General features: G+C 53.8%; 23 protein-coding genes. 11 read left to right on the top strand and 12 right to left on the bottom strand.

The features are described from left to right. Positions 1 to 2 precede the first annotated feature (2 nt). The 3 genes from fimC to fimA form a co-directional block, all read right to left on the bottom strand. Positions 3 to 695, bottom strand: coding sequence for a type 1 fimbria chaperone FimC (gene fimC, locus SK34_RS13225; protein ID WP_016149733.1), 693 nt, complete (start codon positions 693 to 695; stop codon positions 3 to 5). Positions 696 to 736: 41 nt separating this feature from the next. Then, entirely contained in the window at positions 737 to 1,270 is a 534-nt protein-coding gene (gene fimI / locus SK34_RS13220) for a type 1 fimbrial protein subunit FimI (protein ID WP_044699450.1), read from the bottom strand. Positions 1,271 to 1,347: 77 nt separating this feature from the next. Beyond that, positions 1,348 to 1,902 carry a type 1 fimbrial major subunit FimA gene (gene fimA, locus SK34_RS13215; RefSeq protein WP_032947919.1) on the bottom strand — a complete coding sequence of 185 codons (555 nt, stop codon included), beginning with the start codon at positions 1,900 to 1,902 and terminating at the stop codon, positions 1,348 to 1,350. A gap of 571 nt (positions 1,903 to 2,473) precedes the next feature. On the opposite strand from fimA, the gene folD reads away from it, so the two are divergent. The 3 genes from folD (at position 2,474) to SK34_RS13200 (ending at position 4,204) form a co-directional block, all read left to right on the top strand. After that, positions 2,474 to 3,340, top strand: coding sequence for a bifunctional methylenetetrahydrofolate dehydrogenase/methenyltetrahydrofolate cyclohydrolase FolD (gene folD / locus SK34_RS13210; protein ID WP_003021887.1), 867 nt, complete (start codon positions 2,474 to 2,476; stop codon positions 3,338 to 3,340). 1 nt (position 3,341) lies between these two features. Next, positions 3,342 to 3,554: a ribosome-associated protein YbcJ gene (ybcJ, locus tag SK34_RS13205; protein WP_044699447.1), complete on the top strand. Its 213-nt coding sequence runs from the start codon at positions 3,342 to 3,344 to the stop codon at positions 3,552 to 3,554. A gap of 125 nt (positions 3,555 to 3,679) precedes the next feature. Further along, positions 3,680 to 4,204: a metal-dependent hydrolase gene (locus SK34_RS13200; protein WP_003021883.1), complete on the top strand. Its 525-nt coding sequence runs from the start codon at positions 3,680 to 3,682 to the stop codon at positions 4,202 to 4,204. A gap of 91 nt (positions 4,205 to 4,295) precedes the next feature. Here the strand turns inward: SK34_RS13200 and cysS are convergent, their stop codons facing one another. Further along, positions 4,296 to 5,681 carry a cysteine--tRNA ligase gene (gene cysS / locus SK34_RS13195; protein ID WP_003831109.1) on the bottom strand — a complete coding sequence of 462 codons (1,386 nt, stop codon included), beginning with the start codon at positions 5,679 to 5,681 and terminating at the stop codon, positions 4,296 to 4,298. Between the two features lie 173 nt (positions 5,682 to 5,854). On the opposite strand from cysS, the gene ppiB reads away from it, so the two are divergent. The 5 genes from ppiB to mnmH all read left to right on the top strand — a co-directional run bounded on the left by ppiB (position 5,855) and on the right by mnmH (position 10,068). Beyond that, positions 5,855 to 6,349 carry a peptidylprolyl isomerase B gene (gene ppiB, locus SK34_RS13190; RefSeq protein ID WP_003021875.1) on the top strand — a complete coding sequence of 165 codons (495 nt, stop codon included), beginning with the start codon at positions 5,855 to 5,857 and terminating at the stop codon, positions 6,347 to 6,349. Between the two features lie 2 nt (positions 6,350 to 6,351). Beyond that, positions 6,352 to 7,074, top strand: coding sequence for a UDP-2,3-diacylglucosamine diphosphatase (lpxH, locus tag SK34_RS13185; protein WP_003835755.1), 723 nt, complete (start codon positions 6,352 to 6,354; stop codon positions 7,072 to 7,074). A gap of 238 nt (positions 7,075 to 7,312) precedes the next feature. Next, positions 7,313 to 7,822 carry a 5-(carboxyamino)imidazole ribonucleotide mutase gene (purE, locus tag SK34_RS13180; protein WP_003021871.1) on the top strand — a complete coding sequence of 170 codons (510 nt, stop codon included), beginning with the start codon at positions 7,313 to 7,315 and terminating at the stop codon, positions 7,820 to 7,822. Continuing rightward, positions 7,819 to 8,886 carry a 5-(carboxyamino)imidazole ribonucleotide synthase gene (gene purK, locus SK34_RS13175; RefSeq protein WP_003021869.1) on the top strand — a complete coding sequence of 356 codons (1,068 nt, stop codon included), beginning with the start codon at positions 7,819 to 7,821 and terminating at the stop codon, positions 8,884 to 8,886. The genes purE and purK overlap by 4 nt, the downstream gene beginning before the upstream one ends. A gap of 96 nt (positions 8,887 to 8,982) precedes the next feature. Continuing rightward, complete coding sequence (gene mnmH / locus SK34_RS13170; RefSeq protein ID WP_046669824.1) at positions 8,983 to 10,068, top strand: tRNA 2-selenouridine(34) synthase MnmH; 1,086 nt, start codon at positions 8,983 to 8,985, stop codon at positions 10,066 to 10,068. On the opposite strand, the gene SK34_RS13165 is transcribed toward mnmH, so the two are convergent. The 6 genes from SK34_RS13165 to ybbA all read right to left on the bottom strand — a co-directional run bounded on the left by SK34_RS13165 (position 10,069) and on the right by ybbA (position 17,326). Continuing rightward, on the bottom strand, positions 10,069 to 10,728 hold the full coding sequence (locus tag SK34_RS13165) for a methionine ABC transporter permease (RefSeq protein WP_003021866.1): 660 nt from the start codon (positions 10,726 to 10,728) through the stop codon (positions 10,069 to 10,071). Further along, entirely contained in the window at positions 10,721 to 11,737 is a 1,017-nt protein-coding gene (sfbB, locus tag SK34_RS13160) for a virulence-associated ABC transporter ATP-binding protein SfbB (protein WP_003847503.1), read from the bottom strand. The genes SK34_RS13165 and sfbB overlap by 8 nt, the downstream gene beginning before the upstream one ends. A gap of 63 nt (positions 11,738 to 11,800) precedes the next feature. Further along, positions 11,801 to 12,631, bottom strand: coding sequence for a MetQ/NlpA family ABC transporter substrate-binding protein (locus SK34_RS13155; protein ID WP_003835785.1), 831 nt, complete (start codon positions 12,629 to 12,631; stop codon positions 11,801 to 11,803). A gap of 275 nt (positions 12,632 to 12,906) precedes the next feature. Beyond that, positions 12,907 to 14,040, bottom strand: coding sequence for a porin (locus SK34_RS13150; RefSeq protein ID WP_003021860.1), 1,134 nt, complete (start codon positions 14,038 to 14,040; stop codon positions 12,907 to 12,909). A gap of 188 nt (positions 14,041 to 14,228) precedes the next feature. Then, a complete protein-coding gene (gene ybbP / locus SK34_RS13145) occupies positions 14,229 to 16,643 on the bottom strand; it encodes a putative ABC transporter permease subunit YbbP (RefSeq protein WP_048233214.1) in 2,415 nt (804 codons plus the stop codon). Continuing rightward, positions 16,640 to 17,326, bottom strand: coding sequence for a putative ABC transporter ATP-binding protein YbbA (ybbA, locus tag SK34_RS13140; protein ID WP_048233212.1), 687 nt, complete (start codon positions 17,324 to 17,326; stop codon positions 16,640 to 16,642). Before ybbA ends, ybbP begins: the two co-directional genes overlap by 4 nt. Here ybbA and tesA point away from each other — a divergent pair. From tesA to SK34_RS13125, 3 genes are read left to right on the top strand one after another with little or no spacing between them, the layout of a single operon-like run. After that, on the top strand, positions 17,294 to 17,920 hold the full coding sequence (gene tesA / locus SK34_RS13135) for a multifunctional acyl-CoA thioesterase I/protease I/lysophospholipase L1 (protein WP_003847506.1): 627 nt from the start codon (positions 17,294 to 17,296) through the stop codon (positions 17,918 to 17,920). The two genes, ybbA and tesA, sit on opposite strands and share 33 nt — an antisense overlap. Beyond that, entirely contained in the window at positions 17,910 to 18,719 is an 810-nt protein-coding gene (locus tag SK34_RS13130) for an SDR family oxidoreductase (RefSeq protein WP_087879042.1), read from the top strand. Before tesA ends, SK34_RS13130 begins: the two co-directional genes overlap by 11 nt. A 58-nt stretch (positions 18,720 to 18,777) precedes the next feature. Then, positions 18,778 to 19,632 (top strand): co-chaperone YbbN, encoded by an 855-nt coding sequence (locus SK34_RS13125; protein WP_048233211.1) that lies wholly within the window; start codon positions 18,778 to 18,780, stop codon positions 19,630 to 19,632. A 78-nt stretch (positions 19,633 to 19,710) separates the two neighbouring features. On the opposite strand, the gene fetB is transcribed toward SK34_RS13125, so the two are convergent. Then, entirely contained in the window at positions 19,711 to 20,490 is a 780-nt protein-coding gene (gene fetB / locus SK34_RS13120; RefSeq protein ID WP_003021842.1) for an iron efflux ABC transporter permease subunit FetB, read from the bottom strand. Further along, on the bottom strand, positions 20,477 to 21,154 hold the full coding sequence (fetA, locus tag SK34_RS13115; protein ID WP_048233209.1) for an iron efflux ABC transporter ATP-binding subunit FetA: 678 nt from the start codon (positions 21,152 to 21,154) through the stop codon (positions 20,477 to 20,479). Before fetA ends, fetB begins: the two co-directional genes overlap by 14 nt. Between the last annotated feature and the right edge of the window lie 60 nt (positions 21,155 to 21,214).

The following is a 21,214-nucleotide window of genomic DNA, read 5'->3' as shown; positions in this document are numbered from 1 at the left end:
TCTCAACGCACGCTAACCGTTTGGGCCGGGGTCACAGCGCCATAATCATTGACCGTCTGGAACGTAACGTTGCCCTGCACGCCTGTTGGCAACAGAACCTGCGCATCGCTTTTCGGTGCAACCATCACGTTATCGACCTTCGTTTTCCCCACGTTGAGATTGACCAACGTGACGTAATACGCTGACGGATTGTTAATTTTCAGGTGGTTGCCGGAACGGGAGAATTTCAGCATCCCGGGCGCATCTTCCGGAATTTGCGGCAAATTATTCGGGCGCACAAAAAGCTTGATGCGGGACAGAATCGCCAGTTGCAGAACGTTTTTGCCCTCAAGGCTGTTTTTATTGACTGACGGAATGGCTTTTACGTTCATCCAGAACAGCGACTCACGATCTTTGGGCAACGGAACACCTGCATAGATAATACGCAACGTGTTTTCGCTTTTGGGCTCGCTGACAAACAACGGAGGCGTAACCACAAACGATGTTTCTTTAACACCTGCGCTATTCTCAATCCATGAATTGACCAGGTAACGTTCTTTGGTATCACTATTGCTAATAGACAGTGACGTTTGTTTGGCATCGGCTGGATAAATAACACGGGTAGCGCCTAATGCAATGCCTCCGGCAGCCTGAACACTGGCAACAGGAAATAAGAATAGTAAAAGGATAAAACCTGATTTTAGATAATTAAACATAGCTACAAATACCTTTGGTGTGATTATCGTTGGGAAATAAATCAGGGATAAACCAACGTAAACCACACGTCTGAACGAAGCGTTCCCGGCGTTATATTTTCCGAGACAGCCCGATAACGAGCAGTGAAATGAAACGTCATCTCTTGCGTTATAATCGGCGCATAATGAAGCGGCAGCGCATTCGGAATAATTTGCCGTTGGCGCTGGTCAAATAACGCCAGGCCGATCCCCGAAGTCGCAGACGCATCTCCACTGGCAAGGAAAACCTGCGGATCTTCCGCTGGCGTCACGCCTGCAAACGCAATCCCAACGTGGTCATAAACATCGGAGCTGCATGACGTTAAGCGCAGTGAAAACGGCACGCTGGTAGAGGCAAAGCTCCCCGTCCCGGAGAAAGCATTGGTGCGATACTGCCCCATTTGCACCCGCAAATTTTGGCTGTCAGTAGCGACCGTGCAGGCACCATTGACGAGCTGCCCCCGTAAGTGAAGGCGGCCACTTTCCAGTATTACCGTATGTGCAAACACAGGCAGTACGCACAGCATTCCCGCCAGCGCCACGCCTTTCCCTATCATCTGCCGCATCCTTCATCATCCCCGGAAATTGCCTCATCCAGTGAGGCGAACGTCATCCTTGCGCAAATCAAAACGGCTTATTCGTACTTCATGATGAACGTCGCGTCGGCATTTGCCTGACCCGGCGTAGCGCTGGTGGCAGTGGCTTTGTAACGCGCAGAGAAACGCAGGGTGTTGGTTCCTTCTACCAGCGCCTGAGCGGTAGAGAAGGTGGCTCCATCCGGCTTCAGCGCGGTGGACGTGTTGTCCAGAATTTCGATACCTACACCGCCAGCAGTAGTGGTGTTATTCCCTGAAGAAACAGCCAACAGAGCCGAGTTGGTGGCATCTGCCTGACCAGAGAAAGCAACGGCTGCGGTTGCAGCAACTTTCGGATCACAATCGTTCAGCACGATGGAGAACGGAATTTGTGCCGTTGTATCACCTACTGCGGCAAAACTGGCAGTACGATACTGGCCTAAGGTGACAACCTGATCGGATGACTGAGTACTGACTGCACAGGCTGCATTGACCAGTTCACCTTCAAAATGCACAGTACCGCCGCTCACACTTACCGGATCGGCTGCAACCGCAGCACCTGCGACTAACATCAGGCTGGCAATAACAGAAGAGGTCATTAATTTACGTTTCATGGATTTCCCTTGAATTACACACATCCGGCTCCAGCATCCTGCGGGATCCGTTTTCATTATCGACATTAAATGTCAGGCTAATTATCTCTGCATCCTGTAAAGATATATATCGCAAGAGAATTAGCTAACCTTTTACCCCGACTCTCCTGAGTATTTGATTTACTAATTATCCTTCGCGAATATGACTATTCGTCACAGCGATAAATTAAACATTTCAATTAATGAAAAATACCTGCAAATCCTTTTAATAGCCCTGGCTAATTCTTAATGGGATCTAAGAAAAGTCTTGGTTAATATTACCTAAATGCCGCCGTAATAGTACGTAACAGTCTGGTTTATGAAGCATTACCCATAAAGAACCCAGGGTGATGAGATGTTTCATTCACGTTAATTTTAATTAGCATGCTTATTATTTATTCGTAAGGCTTCAGCCTTTGTGCCGACACCATTTGCAGCCCGTGACGGCCCTGGCGCACATAAAAACGCAAACGAAAACTGACAGCACGTCCCGCTTCTGACAAAATAGTGGCATCCCCTTCGATTTAACGTAACAGACGGAATCCTCTCTCTGATGGCAGCAAAGATTATTGACGGTAAAACGATTGCGCAGCAGGTGCGCTCTGAGGTTGCTCAAAAAGTTCAGGCGCGTTTAGCGGCTGGATTACGCGCCCCAGGCCTGGCTGTTGTGCTGGTAGGCAGCAATCCGGCTTCGCAAATTTACGTCGCGAGTAAACGCAAAGCCTGCGACGAAGTGGGGTTCGTCTCCCGCTCCTATGACCTGCCCGAAACCACCAGCGAGGCGGAGCTTCTTGAGCTGATCGATACGCTCAATGCAGATACCACCATCGACGGTATTCTGGTACAACTGCCGTTACCTGCCGGTATCGACAACGTTAAAGTGCTGGAGCGTATTGCACCGGATAAAGACGTTGACGGTTTTCATCCGTATAACGTCGGTCGCCTGTGCCAGCGTGCGCCGCGCCTGCGTCCTTGTACCCCGCGCGGTATCGTGACCCTGCTTGAGCGTTACAACATCGACACCTACGGCCTTAATGCGGTCGTCATTGGCGCTTCAAACATCGTCGGTCGCCCAATGAGCATGGAACTGCTGCTGGCTGGCTGCACCACCACCGTCACCCATCGCTTCACCAAAGATCTGCGTCGCCACGTTGAGCATGCTGACCTGCTAATTGTTGCCGTCGGTAAACCGGGCTTTATTCCTGGCGAGTGGATCAAAGAAGGTGCGATTGTGATTGATGTCGGCATCAACCGTCTGGAGAATGGTAAGGTTGTTGGCGATGTGGTCTTTGAAGATGCTGCCGCACGCGCGTCATATATCACGCCGGTCCCCGGCGGCGTAGGCCCAATGACGGTCGCCACACTTATCGAAAACACGCTGCAGGCGTGTGTTGAATATCATGATGTAAAGGACGTTTAAGATGGCCACATTTTCACTGGGTAAACACCCACATGTTGAACTCTGCGATCTGCTGAAGCTGGAAGGCTGGAGCGAAAGCGGCGCCCAGGCAAAAATTGCTATTGGCGAAGGGTTAGTGAAGGTCGATGGTGTTGTTGAAACGCGTAAACGCTGCAAAATCGTTGCCGGACAGACCGTGAGCTTTGAAGGTCACAGCATTACCGTCGTGGCATGACCCTAAGTGCCGGATGAGGTAAACACCGTATCCGGCCACTTCTCCCTCTCGTTTTCAGATAATGACTTCATCCCCGCTTCACAGTGAACTGTTAGCATGTTGTTTTTCCACACGAAGCGATCATCATGCCCACTATTGTTACCCACGCAGCCGTTCCGCTCTGTTTAGGGTTAGGTCTCGGACTTAAAGTCATCCCCCCACGATTACTGTTTGCTGGCGTCGTTCTGGCTATGCTGCCAGATGCCGATGTGTTGTCATTTAAGTTCGGTGTCGCCTATGGCAATGTGTTTGGCCACCGGGGATTTACCCACTCACTGCTGTTCGCCTTCGTGGTACCGCTGCTCTGCGTATTGATTGGCCGACGATGGTTTAAGGCGGGATTGATTCGCTGCTGGCTATTCCTGACGGTTTCACTGCTGTCACACAGTCTGCTGGATTCCGTTACGACAGGCGGCAAAGGCGTCGGCTGGCTGTGGCCGTGGTCGGATGAACGCTTCTTTGCACCGTGGCAGGTGATTAAAGTCGCTCCGTTTGCGCTATCACGCTACGCCACACCGTATGGGCATCAGGTAATAACTTCGGAGTTGATGTGGGTATGGCTGCCGGGCGTTATGATGATGGGTGTGCTGTGGTGGTACAAACGTCATTAATAGTGCCTGATGGCGCTACGCTTATCAGGCCTACCGATCATTCCATCGTAGGCCGGATAAGACGTAAGCCGCCATCCGGCAATATAGAGAGTTACTTACGACGCCAGGTGGTGCCCTGCGGGCCGTCTTCCAGCACGATACCCATCTCATTGAGACGGTCACGCGCGGCATCAGCCGCCGCCCAGTCTTTCGCTTTACGCGCATCCAGACGCTGTTGGATTAACGCTTCAATTTCAGCAACTTCACCGTCATCCGCCTGCGCCCCGCTTTGCAGGAACGCTTCCGGATCCTGTTCCAGCAGTCCCAGCACGCTGGAGAGCTTGCGCAGATGCGCAGCCATACCGTTAGCCGCCGCCATATCTTCACCCTTCAGGCGGTTAACTTCACGCGCCATATCAAACAGCACGGAGTAAGCTTCCGGCGTGTTGAAGTCATCGTCCATCGCTTCAATGAAACGTGCTTCAAAGGCCTCGCCACCCGCAGGGGCAACGGATTTGTCGGTACCGCGCAGTGCAGTGTACAGACGCTCCAGCGCAGAACGCGCCTGTTTCAGGTTCTCTTCGCTGTAGTTGAGCTGGCTACGATAGTGACCCGACATCAGGAAGTAGCGAATGGTTTCGGCGTCGTAGTATTTCAGCACATCGCGCACGGTAAAGAAGTTGCCCAGCGATTTAGACATTTTCTCGCGGTCAACCATCACCATCCCGGAGTGCATCCAGTAATTAACGTACTCACCGTCATGCGCACAGGTGGACTGCGCGATTTCGTTTTCATGATGCGGGAACATCAGGTCCGAACCGCCGCCGTGAATATCGAAATGGTTACCCAGTTGTTTGCAGTTCATCGCCGAACATTCGATGTGCCAGCCCGGACGACCTGCGCCCCATGGAGACGGCCAGCTCGGCTCGCCTTCTTTGGACATTTTCCACAGCACGAAGTCCATCGGGTTACGCTTCACATCAACCACGTCAACGCGAGCACCCGCCTGCAGCTGATCCAGATCCTGGCGTGACAGCTGACCGTAGTTCGGGTCAGTCGGCACGTCGAACATCACGTCGCCGTTATCAGCAACGTAAGCGTGACCTTTGGCAATCAACTGCTCAGTGATTTCGATAATTTCAGCGATATGGTGCGTAGCGCGCGGCTCCAGATCCGGGCGCAGAATATTCAGCGCATCGAAATCGCTATGCATTTCCGCGATCATTCTGTCGACCAACGCGACAAAGCTTTCACCGTTTTCATTCGCGCGCTTGATGATTTTGTCATCAATATCGGTAATGTTGCGTACATACTTCAGCTTATAGCCGAGGAAGCGCAGGTAGCGCGCGACGACGTCGAAAGAAACAAAGGTACGTCCGTGGCCAATATGACAGAGATCGTAAACGGTAATACCACACACGTACATGCCGACTTCCCCGGCATGAATAGGTTTGAATTCCTCTTTTTGGCGCGTCAGTGTATTAAAGATTTTTAACATCGAAGATTCCGTGTAGACGTGTGTGGATAGTAAAGTCTGTATAATACCCATAATTTAGACCGGAAGCAGCACACTTTGCGAGGTGATCACAGCTTGCGGTTATGCTATAACACACCCCTAACTCTGACCCTTGACGGGGTCGAAGCACCAATCTATCGGAACAGGATGCAAAAATGGTTACTTTCCACACTAATCACGGCGATATCGTAATCAAAACGTTTGATGATAAAGCGCCTGAAACAGTTAAAAACTTCCTGGACTACTGCCGCGAAGGTTTTTACAACAACACCATTTTCCACCGTGTTATTAACGGTTTCATGATCCAGGGCGGCGGTTTCGAGCCAGGCATGAAGCAAAAAGCCACGAAAGAAGCGATCAAAAACGAAGCGAACAACGGTCTGAAAAACACCCGTGGTACGCTGGCAATGGCGCGTACTCAGGCTCCGCACTCCGCAACCGCACAGTTCTTCATCAACGTTGCTGACAACGACTTCCTGAACTTCTCCGGTGAAAGCATGCAGGGTTGGGGTTACTGCGTGTTCGCTGAAGTTGTTGAAGGCATGGACGTGGTTGATAAAATCAAAGGCGTTTCCACCGGTCGCAGCGGTATGCACCAGGATGTGCCAAAAGAAGACGTTATCATCGAAAACGTGACCGTCAGCGAGTAATCGTGGCGACACTGTTTATTGCAGATCTTCATCTCTGCACAGAAGAACCGGCGATCACCGCCGGTTTTCTGCGTTTTTTAGCCGGCGATGCGCGCAAGGCCGATGCGCTATACATTCTCGGCGACCTGTTTGAAGCCTGGATTGGCGATGACGACCCGAATCCGCTGCATCATGAAATGGCCGCAGCGATAAAAACGCTGGCAGATTCCGGCGTCCCCTGCTTTTTTATTCACGGCAACCGTGATTTTCTGCTCGGCAAACGTTTTGCCCGTGCGAGCGGCATGACCTTGCTTCCCGAAGAAAAAGTGCTCGATCTGTATGGCCGCAAGGTACTGATCATGCATGGCGACACCTTATGCACCGACGACGCAGGCTATCAGGCGTTTCGCGCCAAAGTGCATCAACCCTGGCTACAGAAGCTGTTTCTCGCCCTGCCCCTGTTTGTTCGCCAGCGCATTGCCGCAAAAATGCGCGCCAACAGTAAAGCCGCCAATAGCAGTAAATCGCTGGAAATCATGGATGTGAATCCGCAGGCCGTGATTAACGAGATGGAAAAACATCAGGTCCAGTGGTTAATTCACGGACATACACACCGTCCGGCTGTCCACGAACTCACGGCCAATGAGCAACCCGCTTTCCGCGTGGTATTAGGCGCATGGCATACCGAAGGCTCAATGGTGAAAGTCACGCCCAGCGACGTTGAGCTAATCGCGTTTCCGTTTTAATTCTGCAGATATCCAGTTCCTCTTTACACAAAACTATTCGAGTTGCATCGAGGCGGCAAATCTGTGAGTCCCCAGGAGCTTACAAAAGTAAGTGACTGGGGTGAGCAGATGCAGCCAACAAAGAGGCAGCTTGAAGAGTGAAGTGTAAAGCGCGCAATCGTTTTCCTTGAAGGTTAATTATGCTATTCTCTGTGGCCTCAAAAGTCGAGTGTAGTGCACCACAGGAGTTTTCAGACGCATGTCTTCCCGCAATAATCCGGCGCGTGTCGCCATCGTGATGGGGTCCAAAAGCGACTGGGCTACCATGCAGTTCGCCGCCGAAATCTTCGAAATCCTGGACGTTCCGCATCATGTTGAAGTCGTCTCCGCCCACCGCACCCCAGACAAATTGTTCAGCTTCGCCGAAAGCGCTGAAGAGAACGGTTTTCAGGTGATTATTGCCGGAGCCGGTGGCGCAGCGCATTTGCCAGGCATGATTGCGGCGAAAACGCTGGTGCCAGTTCTCGGCGTTCCGGTGCAAAGCGCAGCGTTGAGCGGCGTAGATAGCCTCTACTCCATCGTTCAAATGCCGCGCGGTATTCCGGTCGGCACGCTGGCGATCGGCAAAGCGGGTGCGGCCAATGCGGCCCTACTGGCAGCGCAAATTCTGGCTACACACGACAACGCATTACACCAGCGTCTGGACGACTGGCGCAAAGCACAAACCGATGAGGTACTGGAGAATCCGGACCCGCGAGGTGCGGCATGAAGCAGGTCTGCGTACTCGGTAACGGTCAGCTAGGACGCATGCTGCGCCAGGCCGGCGAGCCGCTGGGCATTGCGGTCTGGCCCGTCGGGCTGGACGCTGAACCGGCTGCTGTCCCTTTTCAGCAAAGCGTGATCACCGCAGAGATTGAGCGCTGGCCGGAAACGGCGCTCACTCGCGAACTGGCGCGCCACCCGGCGTTTGTTAACCGCGACGTCTTCCCGATTATTGCCGACCGTCTGACGCAAAAGCAGCTTTTTGACAAGCTCGGTCTGGCGACCGCGCCGTGGCAACTGCTGGCAGATAAAAGCGAATGGTCTGCGGTATTCGACAAACTCGGCGAGCTGGCGATCGTCAAGCGTCGCGTCGGCGGCTATGACGGTCGTGGACAGTGGCGTTTGCGCGCAAATGAAACCGCACAACTGCCGGATGATTGCTATGGCGAGTGCATCGTCGAGCGGGGAATCAACTTCTCTGGCGAAGTCTCACTGGTTGGCGCTCGGGCGCATGACGGCAGCACCGTTTTCTATCCCCTGACCCATAACCTGCATCAGGACGGTATTCTGCGCACCAGCGTGGTGTTCCCGCAGGCTAACGCCAGACAGCAGGCACAGGCTGAAGCGATGCTCTCCGCCATCATGCAGGAGCTGGGCTATGTCGGCGTGATGGCGATGGAGTGTTTCATCACCCCGGAAGGTCTGCTGATCAACGAACTGGCTCCGCGCGTGCACAACAGCGGGCACTGGACGCAAAACGGCGCCAGCATTAGCCAGTTTGAGCTGCACCTGCGTGCCATTACCAACCTGCCGTTACCGACGCCGGTGGTGAACCATCCTTCGGTGATGGTAAACCTGATTGGTAGCGACCTGAACTACGACTGGCTGAAGCTGCCGCTGGTACACCTGCACTGGTATGACAAAGAAGTGCGTGAAGGGCGTAAGGTGGGTCACCTGAACCTGAGCGACAGCGATACCGCGCGCCTTAGCGCGACACTGGAAGCGCTTATCCCCCTGCTGCCGCCGGAATATGCCAGCGGTATTATCTGGGCGCAGTCAAAGCTGAAATAAGCCATTAATGCCGGGGAATGGATTTTATCCTTCCCCGGCCCCTCCCCTGGCGCGTAAAATCCCCTCCATTGCTGTTTTGTATTTTCAGGATCAAACATGAACGATGGAACGGACTATCGCGCAATTCTGCTCGCTGGTACGCCTTTAATCGATGTACGCGCCCCCGTCGAATTTCAGCAGGGCGCCATGCCGGGCGCAATAAACCTTCCCTTAATGAACGATGACGAACGTGCTGCCGTGGGTACCTGTTACAAACGTCAGGGGCCTGAGGCCGCCCTCGCGCTCGGCCATCAACTGGTCTGTGGCGAGACTCGCCAGCAACGCATGAAGGCCTGGCTGAATGCCTGTCGTCAAAATCCTGCGGGCTACTTATGCTGCGCGCGCGGCGGCCAGCGTTCGCACATTGTGCAGCAATGGTTGCACGAGTCCGGTACTGACTACCCGCTAATACAAGGCGGTTATAAAGCATTGCGTCAGGCGGTGATTCAACTGACTGAAGAGTTGGTGCAAAAACCGATCGTCTTAATTGGCGGCTGTACCGGGAACGGTAAAACGCAGCTGGTGCAACAGCAGCCAAACGGTGTGGATCTCGAAGGTCTGGCGCACCATCGCGGTTCCTCATTTGGTCGCACCGTTGAACCGCAGCTTAGCCAGGCAAGCTTTGAAAACCTGCTGGCGGTCGAAATGCTGAAAACAGACAGCCGTCAGGATCTGCGTCTGTGGGTACTTGAAGACGAAGGCCGCATGATCGGCGCTAATCATCTGCCCGAATGTTTGCGCGAACGCATGAGCCAGGCCGCTATTGCGGTGGTGGACGATCCTTTTGAGCTACGGCTGGAGCGGCTGCGCGAAGAGTATTTTGTGCGCATGCACCACGATTTCACTCACGCTTATGGCGAGAGTCAGGGCTGGCAGGAGTACAGCGAGTATCTGCACCACGGTCTGTTTGCTATCCGCCGTCGTCTGGGTTTGCAACGTTTTGCCGAGCTGACCACCCTGCTCGACGTGGCTCTGCGCGAACAGCAGGCAACGGGCAGCACCGACGCGCATATGAGCTGGCTGGTACCGTTGCTCAACGAGTATTACGACCCGATGTATCGCTATCAGCTGGAAAAGAAAGCCGCGAAAATCGTCTTTCGCGGCTCATGGCAGGAGGTGGCTGACTGGCTTAGCGTACAGTAATCAATGTCTGTCGCGCTTGTCTGCGCGTTTCGCCAACCAGTCGCCCAGCACCTGAACGACTTGCACCAGAATAATCAGTGCCACCACGGTGACGATCATGACCTGGGTTTCGTAGCGGTAATAACCAAAGCGAATCGCCAGGTCGCCGACTCCACCGCCGCCAACGATACCGGCCATTGCGGAGTAACCGATCAGACTCACCAGCGTTATCGTCAGCCCACGCAGCAGACCCGCGCTCGCCTCCGGTAACAGAACGGTGCAGATGATGCGCATCGGGCTGGCGCCAAACGCTTCCGCCGCCTCGATAATGCCTTTATCGACTTCACGTAGCGCGCTATCAACCAGACGGGCATAGAAAGCAATTGCTGCTACCGACAGCGGAACCGACGCCGCGATGGGTCCAATGGTATTGCCGAGCAAAAACTGGGTTAGCGGCAACAACAGAACCAGCAGGATCACAAACGGCACCGAGCGGATAATATTCACCAGCACGGAGCTGAGCAGATACACAAAACGGTTTTGCCAGAATAAATGCCGGTCGGTAACGAAAATAAGAAAACCGAGCGGCAGACCGCCAATAATCGCCAACAGCGTAGAGATGCTCAGCATCTGGAAGGTTTCATTAAACGCCAGCGTCAAATCAGGCAATAAATCATCCACGAATCACCTCCACCTGTGCAGTACGTTGACGAATATGTTCCACGGCGACATCCACCGCAGAAGGGTTATGCGGCGCGGTCAGTTGCACCACCAGAATCCCCAGCGCACGTTCGCCGATATATTCAATTTTGCCGTGCAGAATGTTCACCGCCACGCCAAATTTAACCGCCACTTCTGACAACACCGGCTGTTCTGCCGAATCACCGATGAACAGAATTTTTAGCAACTGGCCAGGCAGATGCTGGCGCAGACGGTCGGGTAACGTCAGATTGAGGGTATGCGACACCAGTTGCTGAGTGAAAGCGTGCTGCGGGTGAGCAAAAACATCAAACACCTCGCCAGACTCCACTACCTTGCCACCGGACATCACCGCCACGCGATCGCAAATCGATTTGATCACGTTCATCTCATGGGTGATCAGCACGATCGTGATCCCCAACTGTTGGTTGATCTGCTTAAGCAACGCCAGAATCGTGGCCGAGGTTTCGAGATCTAACGCGGAAGTGGGTTCATCACACAGCAGCACATCCGGGTGATTGGCAATTGCGCGGGCAATACCCACACGCTGCTTTTGCCCACCGCTGAGCTGAACCGGAAAGCGGTTCGCCTTGTCTGACAGCCCCACCAGCGACAGAATTTCGCTCACGCGCGGGCCAATTTTACTGCGTTCCCATCCGGCAGCCTTCAGGCTAAAGGCGACGTTTTGCGCCACGGTACGGGTATGCATCAGATTAAAATGTTGAAAAATCATCCCGATACGCTGACGGGCTTTACGTAGATGCGCGCCTTCCAGTGCGGAAATTTCTACGCCGTTCACCTTAACGCTTCCCTGGCTCGGACGCGTTAAGGCGTTCAGGGTGCGCAGCAGCGTACTTTTTCCCGCGCCGCTGGTCCCGACAATGCCAAATATCTCACCTGCGCCAATGCGCAAGCTAACGTCATCAACCGCCCGGGTTGATGCTCCACGGCCTGCGCTAAAATCCACGCAAACTTTCTCAATCTCAATCATAGCCACCTCAGAAATGCGAAAAGGGCAGTCGTCGCTGCCCCTGTTAACCCTTGTGCGCAGCGATTATTGGGCTACCGACATCCATTCCGGTTTCTGGAAGGCGCTGTAGATATTTTGCGGATCGTCGATCACCGCACGATACGCCGGAGATTTCACCGCCTCGACAATATCTTTCGCAAATGGTTTATCCGCATCTTCACTGCGTACCGCGATGATATTTTTCAGATTTTCGTCCAGGTGTTCCTGCTTGATGGCGCTGGCGAGATCCAGTTTTGCCGCTACGGCAAAGTTGCCGTTGACCAGCGCACCGGTCACACCGTCCAGCGTACGCGGCAGCTGTGCCGCTTCCAGCGGTTTAAACACCAGCCCTTTCGGGTTGCTGGCAATATCGCGCTCGGAGGCTTTAGTTGGATCGATGTTGTCTTTGATGGTGATAAGGCCAATAGACTGCAGGAAACGCAGACCGCGAGCCAGGTTGGTGGGATCGTTGGAAAGCGTGATCACATCCCCTTTTTTCAACTCATCCAGGCTTTTGATTTTATGTGAGTAAAAACCCATCCCGGCCGTCGGGACCACAATCAGCTTGCTCAGCTTCAGGCCTTTATCGGCGGTGAATTTGTCAAAGTAGAGTGAATGCTGGAACAGGTTAGCATCGATGCTGCCATTGGAGAGCGCCATGTTAGGCTGCACGTAGTCGCTGAATTCGCGTACTACTACCTTATAGCCTTTCTCTTTCAGCGTAGGGGCAATGGCTTGTTTTACCATATCGCCGTACGGCCCAGGTGCGACGCCAAATACGATGGTGTGCGGATCACTGTTCGCATGAGCAAATTGTAATCCACAGGCCAGTAACAGCGCCCCGGTCGCGACGCGTAAACTCTGACGCAATCCCATAATCTCTCCATTTTAACGTTGTGGTGTCATGTCTCACGCCGTTCTTGCGGCGTTGTTCTTGTTGGCCTGTTAACAGGCTGATTGTTAACATGACACAGATCACAACCTGCTGTCCTTGAAATTATTTCATGATGTTGCAGAGTGTGTTTTTAAATGTGAGAAGGCATGAAAAAGCCGGATGTCGGCACAAGTGCCTTATCCGGCCTACAAATAACGCGATCCCCCTGCTCTCGTAGGCCCGATAAGCGCAAGCGCATCGGGCGGCAGGCGTTCGATTAGAAGTCGTAACGCAGACGCACCAGGTTCATGTCGCCCAGATTGTCGGTGCTGGAGGTGAAGACGTGTTCGTAATCCACACGGAAACCGTAATCCAGCTGGAAGCTGATACCCACACCGTTGTCGGTACGCAGGTAGTTACGGCCATTCACGTATTCAATACGATCGCCCATAAAGTATGGCTGCACGGATTTCAGCGCATACTGGCCAACCGGGAAGGTATATCCCGCAAAGTATTCCAGACCCCAGGCGTCACCGGCAAAATAGTCATTAACAGAGACTTTTTTGGTGGTCATGAAGTTTTGATACCAACCGCCGCCCAGCGAGAAAGTCCAGTTGTCCGGTTTCCAGCTCAGCGCAGTACCGACGATGTTTTGATCGTAGGTTTTGCTGGTGTTGCCACGCATTTCCGCGCGAGTGTAGTTCCACGCCGTACCCCAGGTTAGGTCATCAGTGATGTGATAATCCACACCCAGGGAGCCGCCGCCTTTACGTTTGTAGCGCAAACCGTTGTTCGGGTTGTAGTCATCGCTGAACAGATAAGACGCGTAAAGATCAACATCGCCTACCGTATTTTTATACTTCAGTGACTTACGTGTACGATAGGAACCGTCGTAGTCGCCATTGATACCGTTACCTGGCGCCTGGCCGATCATGTCGTAGTCCCAGATATCCGTTTTCGCACCCACCACATCATAGTAAATGCTGTTCTGTTGACCGAAGGTCAGCGTACCCCAGGTCGCGCTCTTCAGACCGGTGTACAGCATACGACGCGTAGTATCGTTGGCGCCGTTAGCATAGTGATTGTCCCAGTTGAACATCGCCGGGAAGTTAACGCCCAGCTCGTAATAGCTCACCCAACTGATGTCATCAAACAGATAGTAGTCAGCGGCGAAGCGGAAACGCGTTCCACCGTCGAAGCCATTACGTTTGTAGCCATTCTTACCATCGTCACCGGCCATATTCTGGAACTGCGGACGAATACTCCCGCCGACGGTGAAATTAAGACGGCTCAGCGGGTTGCCCGCCTGCGGATCTTGTTTCAGGACCGTGATTTCCGCCTGGGAGGCGAAAGTCGTTAATGCCACTGCTGCGCCGATCGATACCGCCAGCGCCGTTTTTTTTATAGTCATTATTTGTACCTTGATAGATAGCCTGCCAATTATTCAGCATACAAATATTAACGTTTATTAATACACTCGTGTTGTCGGGTTTTTATTGTTCTGTGCTGTTAAATATCAATGAGTTATCATTTTGTGCTACATAGATAAAAAAAAGCACCGATTTAAAAAAACCGGTGCGTAATCATCACGAATATGAATTAACTGCTGAACTGACGGAACAGCGCTTTGCCTTTAAGAAGACGTGAACCGAGCCATCCGCCACAGAGAGAGAGCAGCAATGCCCCACAAAGCGGCAACACAACCCACAGCCGCCAGTCTGGCTCCCAGGGGAAATCAAACACGCGGGTTTGCAGCACCGCCAGCGCAGTTTCCGCCCCGATGGCCGCCACCAGTCCGGCGACCATCCCGAGCATGGCGAACTCGCACCACAGCGTGGTACGCAGCAGCTTCTTGCCCGCGCCCAGCGTGCGCCAGACCACCAGTTCCTGATGACGCTGACGCATCCCGACCTGCACCTGCGCCAATAGCAGCAACATACCGCAAGCGGTGACCAGCACTACCATCACCTCCAGCGCGCGGCTCACCTGCTCCAGCACCTGACTCACCTGTTTGAGAATAGCGCCAATATCCAGCAGGCTGATAGTCGGGAATTCGCGGTTAAGCTGCGTCAGCATGCCGTTGCCGTTCTCCCAGCGAAAGCTGGTTAACCAGCTTTGTGGCTGAGCATCCAGCGCGCCGGAAGGGAAGATAAAGAAAAAGTTTGGTCGCAGGCTTTCCCAGTCCACTTTGCGCAGACTGCTGACCGTGGCGCTGAAATCCTGGGTATCCCCCATAAAGGTCACCCGATCGCCAAGCTTAACGCTCAGTCGTTTCGCCAGCCCCTCTTCCATCGACACTTCGCCCGCTTTTGGCGGCCAGCTCCCGGCAACGATCGGGTTATGATCCGGGCGGGTATCCTGCCAGGTCAGATTAAGCTCGCGGTTCAGCGCTTCATCCTGATTACCTTCGGTCGATTTCTCATTGATCGCCGTCAGACGGGCCCGCACTATCGGGTAGAACGACTCAGGGATCACCTGATGCTCAGCAAGGAAAGCCTTCAGCGGAGCCACCTGCTCAGTGGCAATGTTGATCAGAAAATAGTTTGGACTTTCCGGCGGCATTTGCTGCTGCCAGCGGTCGAGGAGATCGCCGCGCAGCACCAGCAACAGCGCCAGCAGCATAAAGGACAGCGAAAATGCCGACAGTTGGCTCAGCGTTGACCACGGCTGGCGCAACAGCCGGCTGACCGCCAAACGCAGCGGCAGCGAGGTCAGCGTCAGACCACGCAGCAGGTTAAGCAACATCCAGCCCAACACGCCGCACAGCAGCGCCAGCACCACAGCCCCGGCCAGTACCGCCCACAGCAGCATACTTCCGCCCATCAATCCGGCCAGCAGCGCAACCACAACTATCGTTGCTACGGGCAGATAGACCTTAAGCGGCCAGACGTTTGCCACCACGTCGCGACGCAGTACCCGCAGCGGCTGCGTCGCCAGCAGCAAGCGATAAGGGCGTAGCCCCACCAACAGAGAAATGACGGTCATGGTACCGAGTGCCCACAGCCACGGCCACAGGCTGGCGGGCGGCAGCTCACCGGGCAGAACTGGCTTCAGTAATACAACCAGCACCCGCTCAAATAACAGCCCGAACAGCCCGCCGGTCACGCCAGAAAGCGTCAGCACCATCAGCCACTGGCCGATAATCAGCTTGCGCAGCTGCGCCCTGCCCGCGCCGAGCGTTTTTAATATCGCCACCAAATCGTAACGACTGCGACAGTAATGATTCATCGCCACGGCAACGGCAGCAACCGCCAGCAGTAGCGTTAACAGTGCCGACAGCAGCAGGAACTGTTGCGAACGCTCCAGTGATTTCCCCAACGCCCCTTCATCCTGCTCCAGCCCATACAAACGCTGTTCCGGCTTTAACTGCGGAAGCAGCCATTTTTCATAGGCTTCCAGTTGCTGTGGCGTACCGCCAAATTTATAGCGCCAGGTCACACGGCTTCCCGGCTGGACCGCCGCCGTTTTTTCGACATCCGCCATGTTCATCATCAGGCGCGGCGCTATCTGGAAGGGATTAAAACCGGAATCCGGTTCCTGCACCACTTCTCCGGCGATGCGCAGGGTGGCATCGCCAACGTCGATGGAATCACCGATTTTTAAGTTGAGTAGCGCCATCAGACGCGGGGCCAACAGCACTGAGCCCGGCTGCGGTTTCAGCCCCGGCGGATTGGTTTGCAGCGTGCCGTACATCGGATACACATCATCCACTGCTTTGACGTTCGCCAGCTGCGGCGTATCCCGGGCAAAGGTCATGGTGGCAAAGGTGAGCTGTTCACCCACTTTCAGACCACGCTGTCGCGCCTCGTCAATCCACGCTTTCGGCACAGCGCGCGAACTTTGCAGCGACCGGTCCCCCGCCATAAACTCACGGCTTTGCTGGCTCAGCCCTTTTTCCATGCGATCGCTGATATTGCCCAGCGCCAGTACACAGGCCACCGCCAGGCTTAACGCCAGCCAGACAATCAGTAATGAAGGCGAGCGCCATTCGCGCCAGAACCAGCGTGCAATCATGCCTCCTCCTGCAACTGTCCGTTCACCAGGCGTAAACGCCTATCGCAACGCGCCGCCAGCTGCGGGTCATGGGTCACCAGAATCAGGGTGGTACCGTGTTCCCGGTTCAGAGAAAACAGCAGGTCGGCGATTTTGTCTCCGGTCTGGCGGTCCAGATTGCCCGTTGGTTCATCGGCAAACAGCACGTCAGGCCGTCCGTTAAACGCCCGTGCCAGCGCTACGCGTTGCTGCTCCCCGCCGGAAAGCTGGGCCGGAAGATGATCAAGGCGTTTTCCCAACCCCAGTTGCTCCAGCAGCGTTTTTGCCCCGTCACGACTTTTTCCGCTATTTTCGCCGCGTAGCAGCGCGGGCAGTTCGACGTTTTCCAGCGCGTTGAGAGTTGGAATTAACATGAATGACTGGAAGACAAAACCGACGTGCCGCGCCCGCAGCTGCGCCCGGGCTTCTTCGTCCATAGTGTGCAGCGCCTGCCCCACCAGGCTGACTTCACCGCTGGTGCCATCGTCCAGCCCGGCGAGGATCGCCAGCAGCGTGGATTTCCCCGATCCCGACTCGCCAATCAACGCAATGGTCTCGGCGCGTTTGACAACCAGTTCAACTCCGGTAAGGATGGATAGCTCTTGATCACCCTGACCGACGGATTTCTTAAGATGATGAACTTCAACAATGTTTTCCGCTGGCATTGGCCTTTCCTGTTCCTGGTCCTGTTAACTTTCCGCGCCGCCGCTGCGGACACGTTATTAATTCTGGGTGACAGCCTGAGCGCCGGATACCGTATGTCCGCCAGCGCCGCGTGGCCTGCGCTACTTAATGATAAATGGCAAACCAAAACGCCAGTCGTGAATGCCAGCATTAGCGGCGACACCTCGCAGCAAGGTCTGGCCCGTCTGCCTGCATTACTCAAGCAGCACCAGCCGCGCTGGGTGCTGGTCGAACTTGGCGGTAACGATGGCCTGCGCGGATTTGCGCCTGCGCAAACCGAACAAACCCTGCGCACGATTCTGCAGGATGTGAAAGCGGCAAATGCCGAACCGCTGCTGATGCAAATTCGTCTGCCAGCAAACTATGGTCGCCGTTATAATGAAACCTTTAGCGCGATTTATCCAAAGCTCGCCAAAGAGTTTGATATTCCTCTGCTGCCATTTTTTATGGAAGAGGTTTATCTGAAACCCCAGTGGATGCAGGATGATGGTATTCATCCTAACCGTGACGCTCAGCCGTTTATTGCCGACTGGATGGCGCAACATCTCACACCTCTAGTAAATCATGAGTCGTAATGCTACGGAGATCCTGACAGGTAAAGTTATGCAAAAATCGGTCTTAATAACAGGATGTTCCAGCGGAATCGGTCTGGAAAGCGCGCTTGAACTAAAGCGCCAGGGTTTTCAAATTCTGGCAGGCTGTCGCAAACCTGACGATGTCGCGCGTATGAACAGTATGGGATTCACTGGCATATTGCTGGATCTGGATTCACCCGAAAGCGTGGATCGTGCCGCCGATGAAGTGATCGCCCTGACCGATAATCGTTTATATGGGATCTTTAACAACGCCGGATACGGTGTCTATGGTCCCCTGCCCACCATCAGCCGTGAACAGATGGAACAGCAATTTTCCGCCAACTTCTTTGGCGCACATCAGCTTACCATGCGCCTGTTGCCCGCTATGCTCCCTCACGGCGAAGGACGTATCGTGATGACTTCATCGGTGATGGGATTGATCTCAACGCCGGGACGCGGCGCCTATGCCGCCAGCAAATATGCACTGGAAGCCTGGTCCGACGCGCTGCGTATGGAACTGCGCCACAGCGGGATTAAGGTCAGCCTGATTGAGCCCGGCCCCATCCGTACCCGCTTTACCGAAAACGTCAACCAGACCCAGAGCGATGCTCCCGTGGAAAACCCCGGCATTGCCGCGCGTTTTACGCTGGGACCAGAAGCGGTTGTCGCCAAAGTACGTCATGCATTTGAGAGCGATAAACCGAAGCTACGTTATCCGGTTACGCTGGTGACCTGGGCAGTGATGCTACTTAAACGCCTGTTGCCAGGCCGCATAATGGACAAAATTTTACAGGGTTGAGTTGAAGCACGCGCGTCAGCCCCCATGTAACAAGAAATCGACAAAAGAGAGTAACTCCATGTCCACACAGAATATTGTTAACATTAACGAATCGAACCTGCAGCTGACCCTTGAACAGTCGATGACCACGCCGGTCCTGTTCTATTTTTGGTCTGAGCGCAGCCAGCACTGCCTGCAATTGACGCCGGTACTGGAGAGCCTTGCCGCCCAGTACAACGGCCAGTTTATTCTCGCCAAGCTCGACTGCGACGCCGAGCAGATGATCGCTTCTCAGTTTGGCCTGCGCGCCATCCCTACGGTTTATCTGTTCCAGAACGGTCAGCCAGTGGACGGATTCCAGGGCCCGCAGCCGGAAGAGGTTATCCGCGCACTGCTGGAAAAAGTGTTGCCGAGCGAAGAAGAGCTGAAAGCGCGTCAGGCTATCGAATTCATCGAAGCCGGTAATCACGCGGATGCACTGCCGCTGCTGAAAGAAGCCTGGCAGATCTCCAACCAGAGCAGCGAAATTGGCCTGCTGCTGGCGGAAACGCAAATCGCCCTCAATCGTTCTGACGATGCCGAAGCGGTGCTGAAAACCATTCCGTTGCAGGATCAGGATACCCGCTATCAGGGACTGGTGGCGCAGATAGAACTGCTGAAGCAGGCGGCGGATACGCCGGAAATCCAACAGCTGCAGCAGCAAGTCGCCAGTAATCCGCAGGATGCGGCGCTGGCAACTCAACTAGCCATCCAGTTACATCAGGTCGGACGTAACGAGGAATCACTGGAACTGCTGTTCAGCCACCTGAAGAAAGATCTCACTGCTGCCGACGGTCAGGCACGTAAGACCTTCCAGGAGATCCTTGCCGCACTCGGAACCGGCGATGCGCTGGCCTCAAAATACCGCCGCCAACTGTACGCACTGTTGTACTAATCCGTTTGATTTTGCCCGATGGCGCTTGCGCTTATCGGGCATACAAATTCTACCAATACCGATCCCTCCGGCATCACATCACGTCTTCTTCAAATGCGTTACGACTAATTGGTGGCGCGAATTATAGAACTTCCGATAAGTCAGGTAGCAGGCAATAATGGTCGACAGGCTGGCGGTAGAAAGCAGCATAAACGTCACCATAATCTGATACTTAATCGCTTTTACTGGATCAATACCCGCGAAGATCAACCCGGACATCATCCCCGGTAAACTCACCAGCCCTACCGTTTTTGCAGAGTCGATCGTTGGGATCAACGAGGCGCGAATGCTGTCGCGAATCAGCGGCGCAGAGGCCACTTTCGGCGTCGCGCCGAGGCTAAGTTTTTCCTGAATTTGCTGCTGTTCGCTGTTAAACCGCTGTCCCAGATTGTTGTAACACAGCCCCACTGCCACCATCGCATTGCCTGCAATCATGCCGGAGATCGGGATGACCTGCATCGGCGTGAACTCGATAGAGCCAGACAAAACCAGCACCGAAAGCGTTAGCCCCGCCCCCACCGTGATAGCGATAAACGACGAGAGGAAAGCTTTATCAATATATTTACTGCGCTTTTGTGCGTTATAAGCCGCGTTAAAGCAGATAAACAGCACCATCAGTAAGGTCAGAATACTATGGTTAACGCCAAAAATATATTTCAGCACATAGCCGACGATAATCAGCTGAACCACTGCCCGGCAAACGCTCCAGAGAATATCTTTCTCCAGCGCCAGTTTTTCTTTGTGGCTAATCAGGATCGCCACCACCACCAGCATCATCGCTAATGCCAGGGACTCATTGGTAATATTATGCTCGTTCATTGCGTGCTTCCTGCATTTCTCCGGCGTGCGGTTGAAGGGTTATGACATTATCCGCATGCGTAATTTCATCTTTGTCGTGCGTCACCCACAGCACCGCAATATTCTTATCGCGAACATAGTGGTGAATTAATTCGTTCACATTACGTTTATTAGCCTCATCCAGCGCGCTGGTGATTTCATCAAGCAGCAGAATTTTGGGCAGAAACTGCAAATTACGAATTAGCGAGATGCGCTGCTTCTCGCCACCGGACAGCTCATTTATGCTTTTTCTGAGGATCGTCTCGGGGAGATCAAAACGGGCCAGATCGCTCAGAAACGTATCCGGTTCCGGACGTTTGTTACGGATTTGCCAGGGGAAAATGAGGTTGTCGTAAACGGTGTCACCAAACAAAGCAGGCGTTTGCGCACAATAGGAGACCTGCTGGCGATACGTTTCCGGCTTGAGGGTATTGATCTCCTTGCCTTCAAAGAGAATTTCACCGGCAGTCGGACTCATTAATGACGCCACAATCTTGAGTAACGTACTTTTCCCACAGCCGGACTGGCCGGTAATCAACTTAAATTCTCCGGCGCGGAGATCAAAACAGATGTTATTGAGAACCTGCGTCTCACCTGCCTGCCATGCGACATTTTTTAACTGAAGCAAAATACTGCTTTCTTCCATTACCCATTCCTTTTTTACATCTTTCGTGCAGACAGTCTATCCCTGTAATTTATTATAAGG

This window comes from Citrobacter sp. MGH104, assembly GCF_001034485.1.
Taxonomy (GTDB): Bacteria; Pseudomonadota; Gammaproteobacteria; order Enterobacterales; family Enterobacteriaceae; genus Citrobacter; species Citrobacter freundii.
The sequence above is the reverse complement of the archived record's forward strand: the minus strand, read 5'-3'. Positions and strand labels throughout refer to the sequence as shown.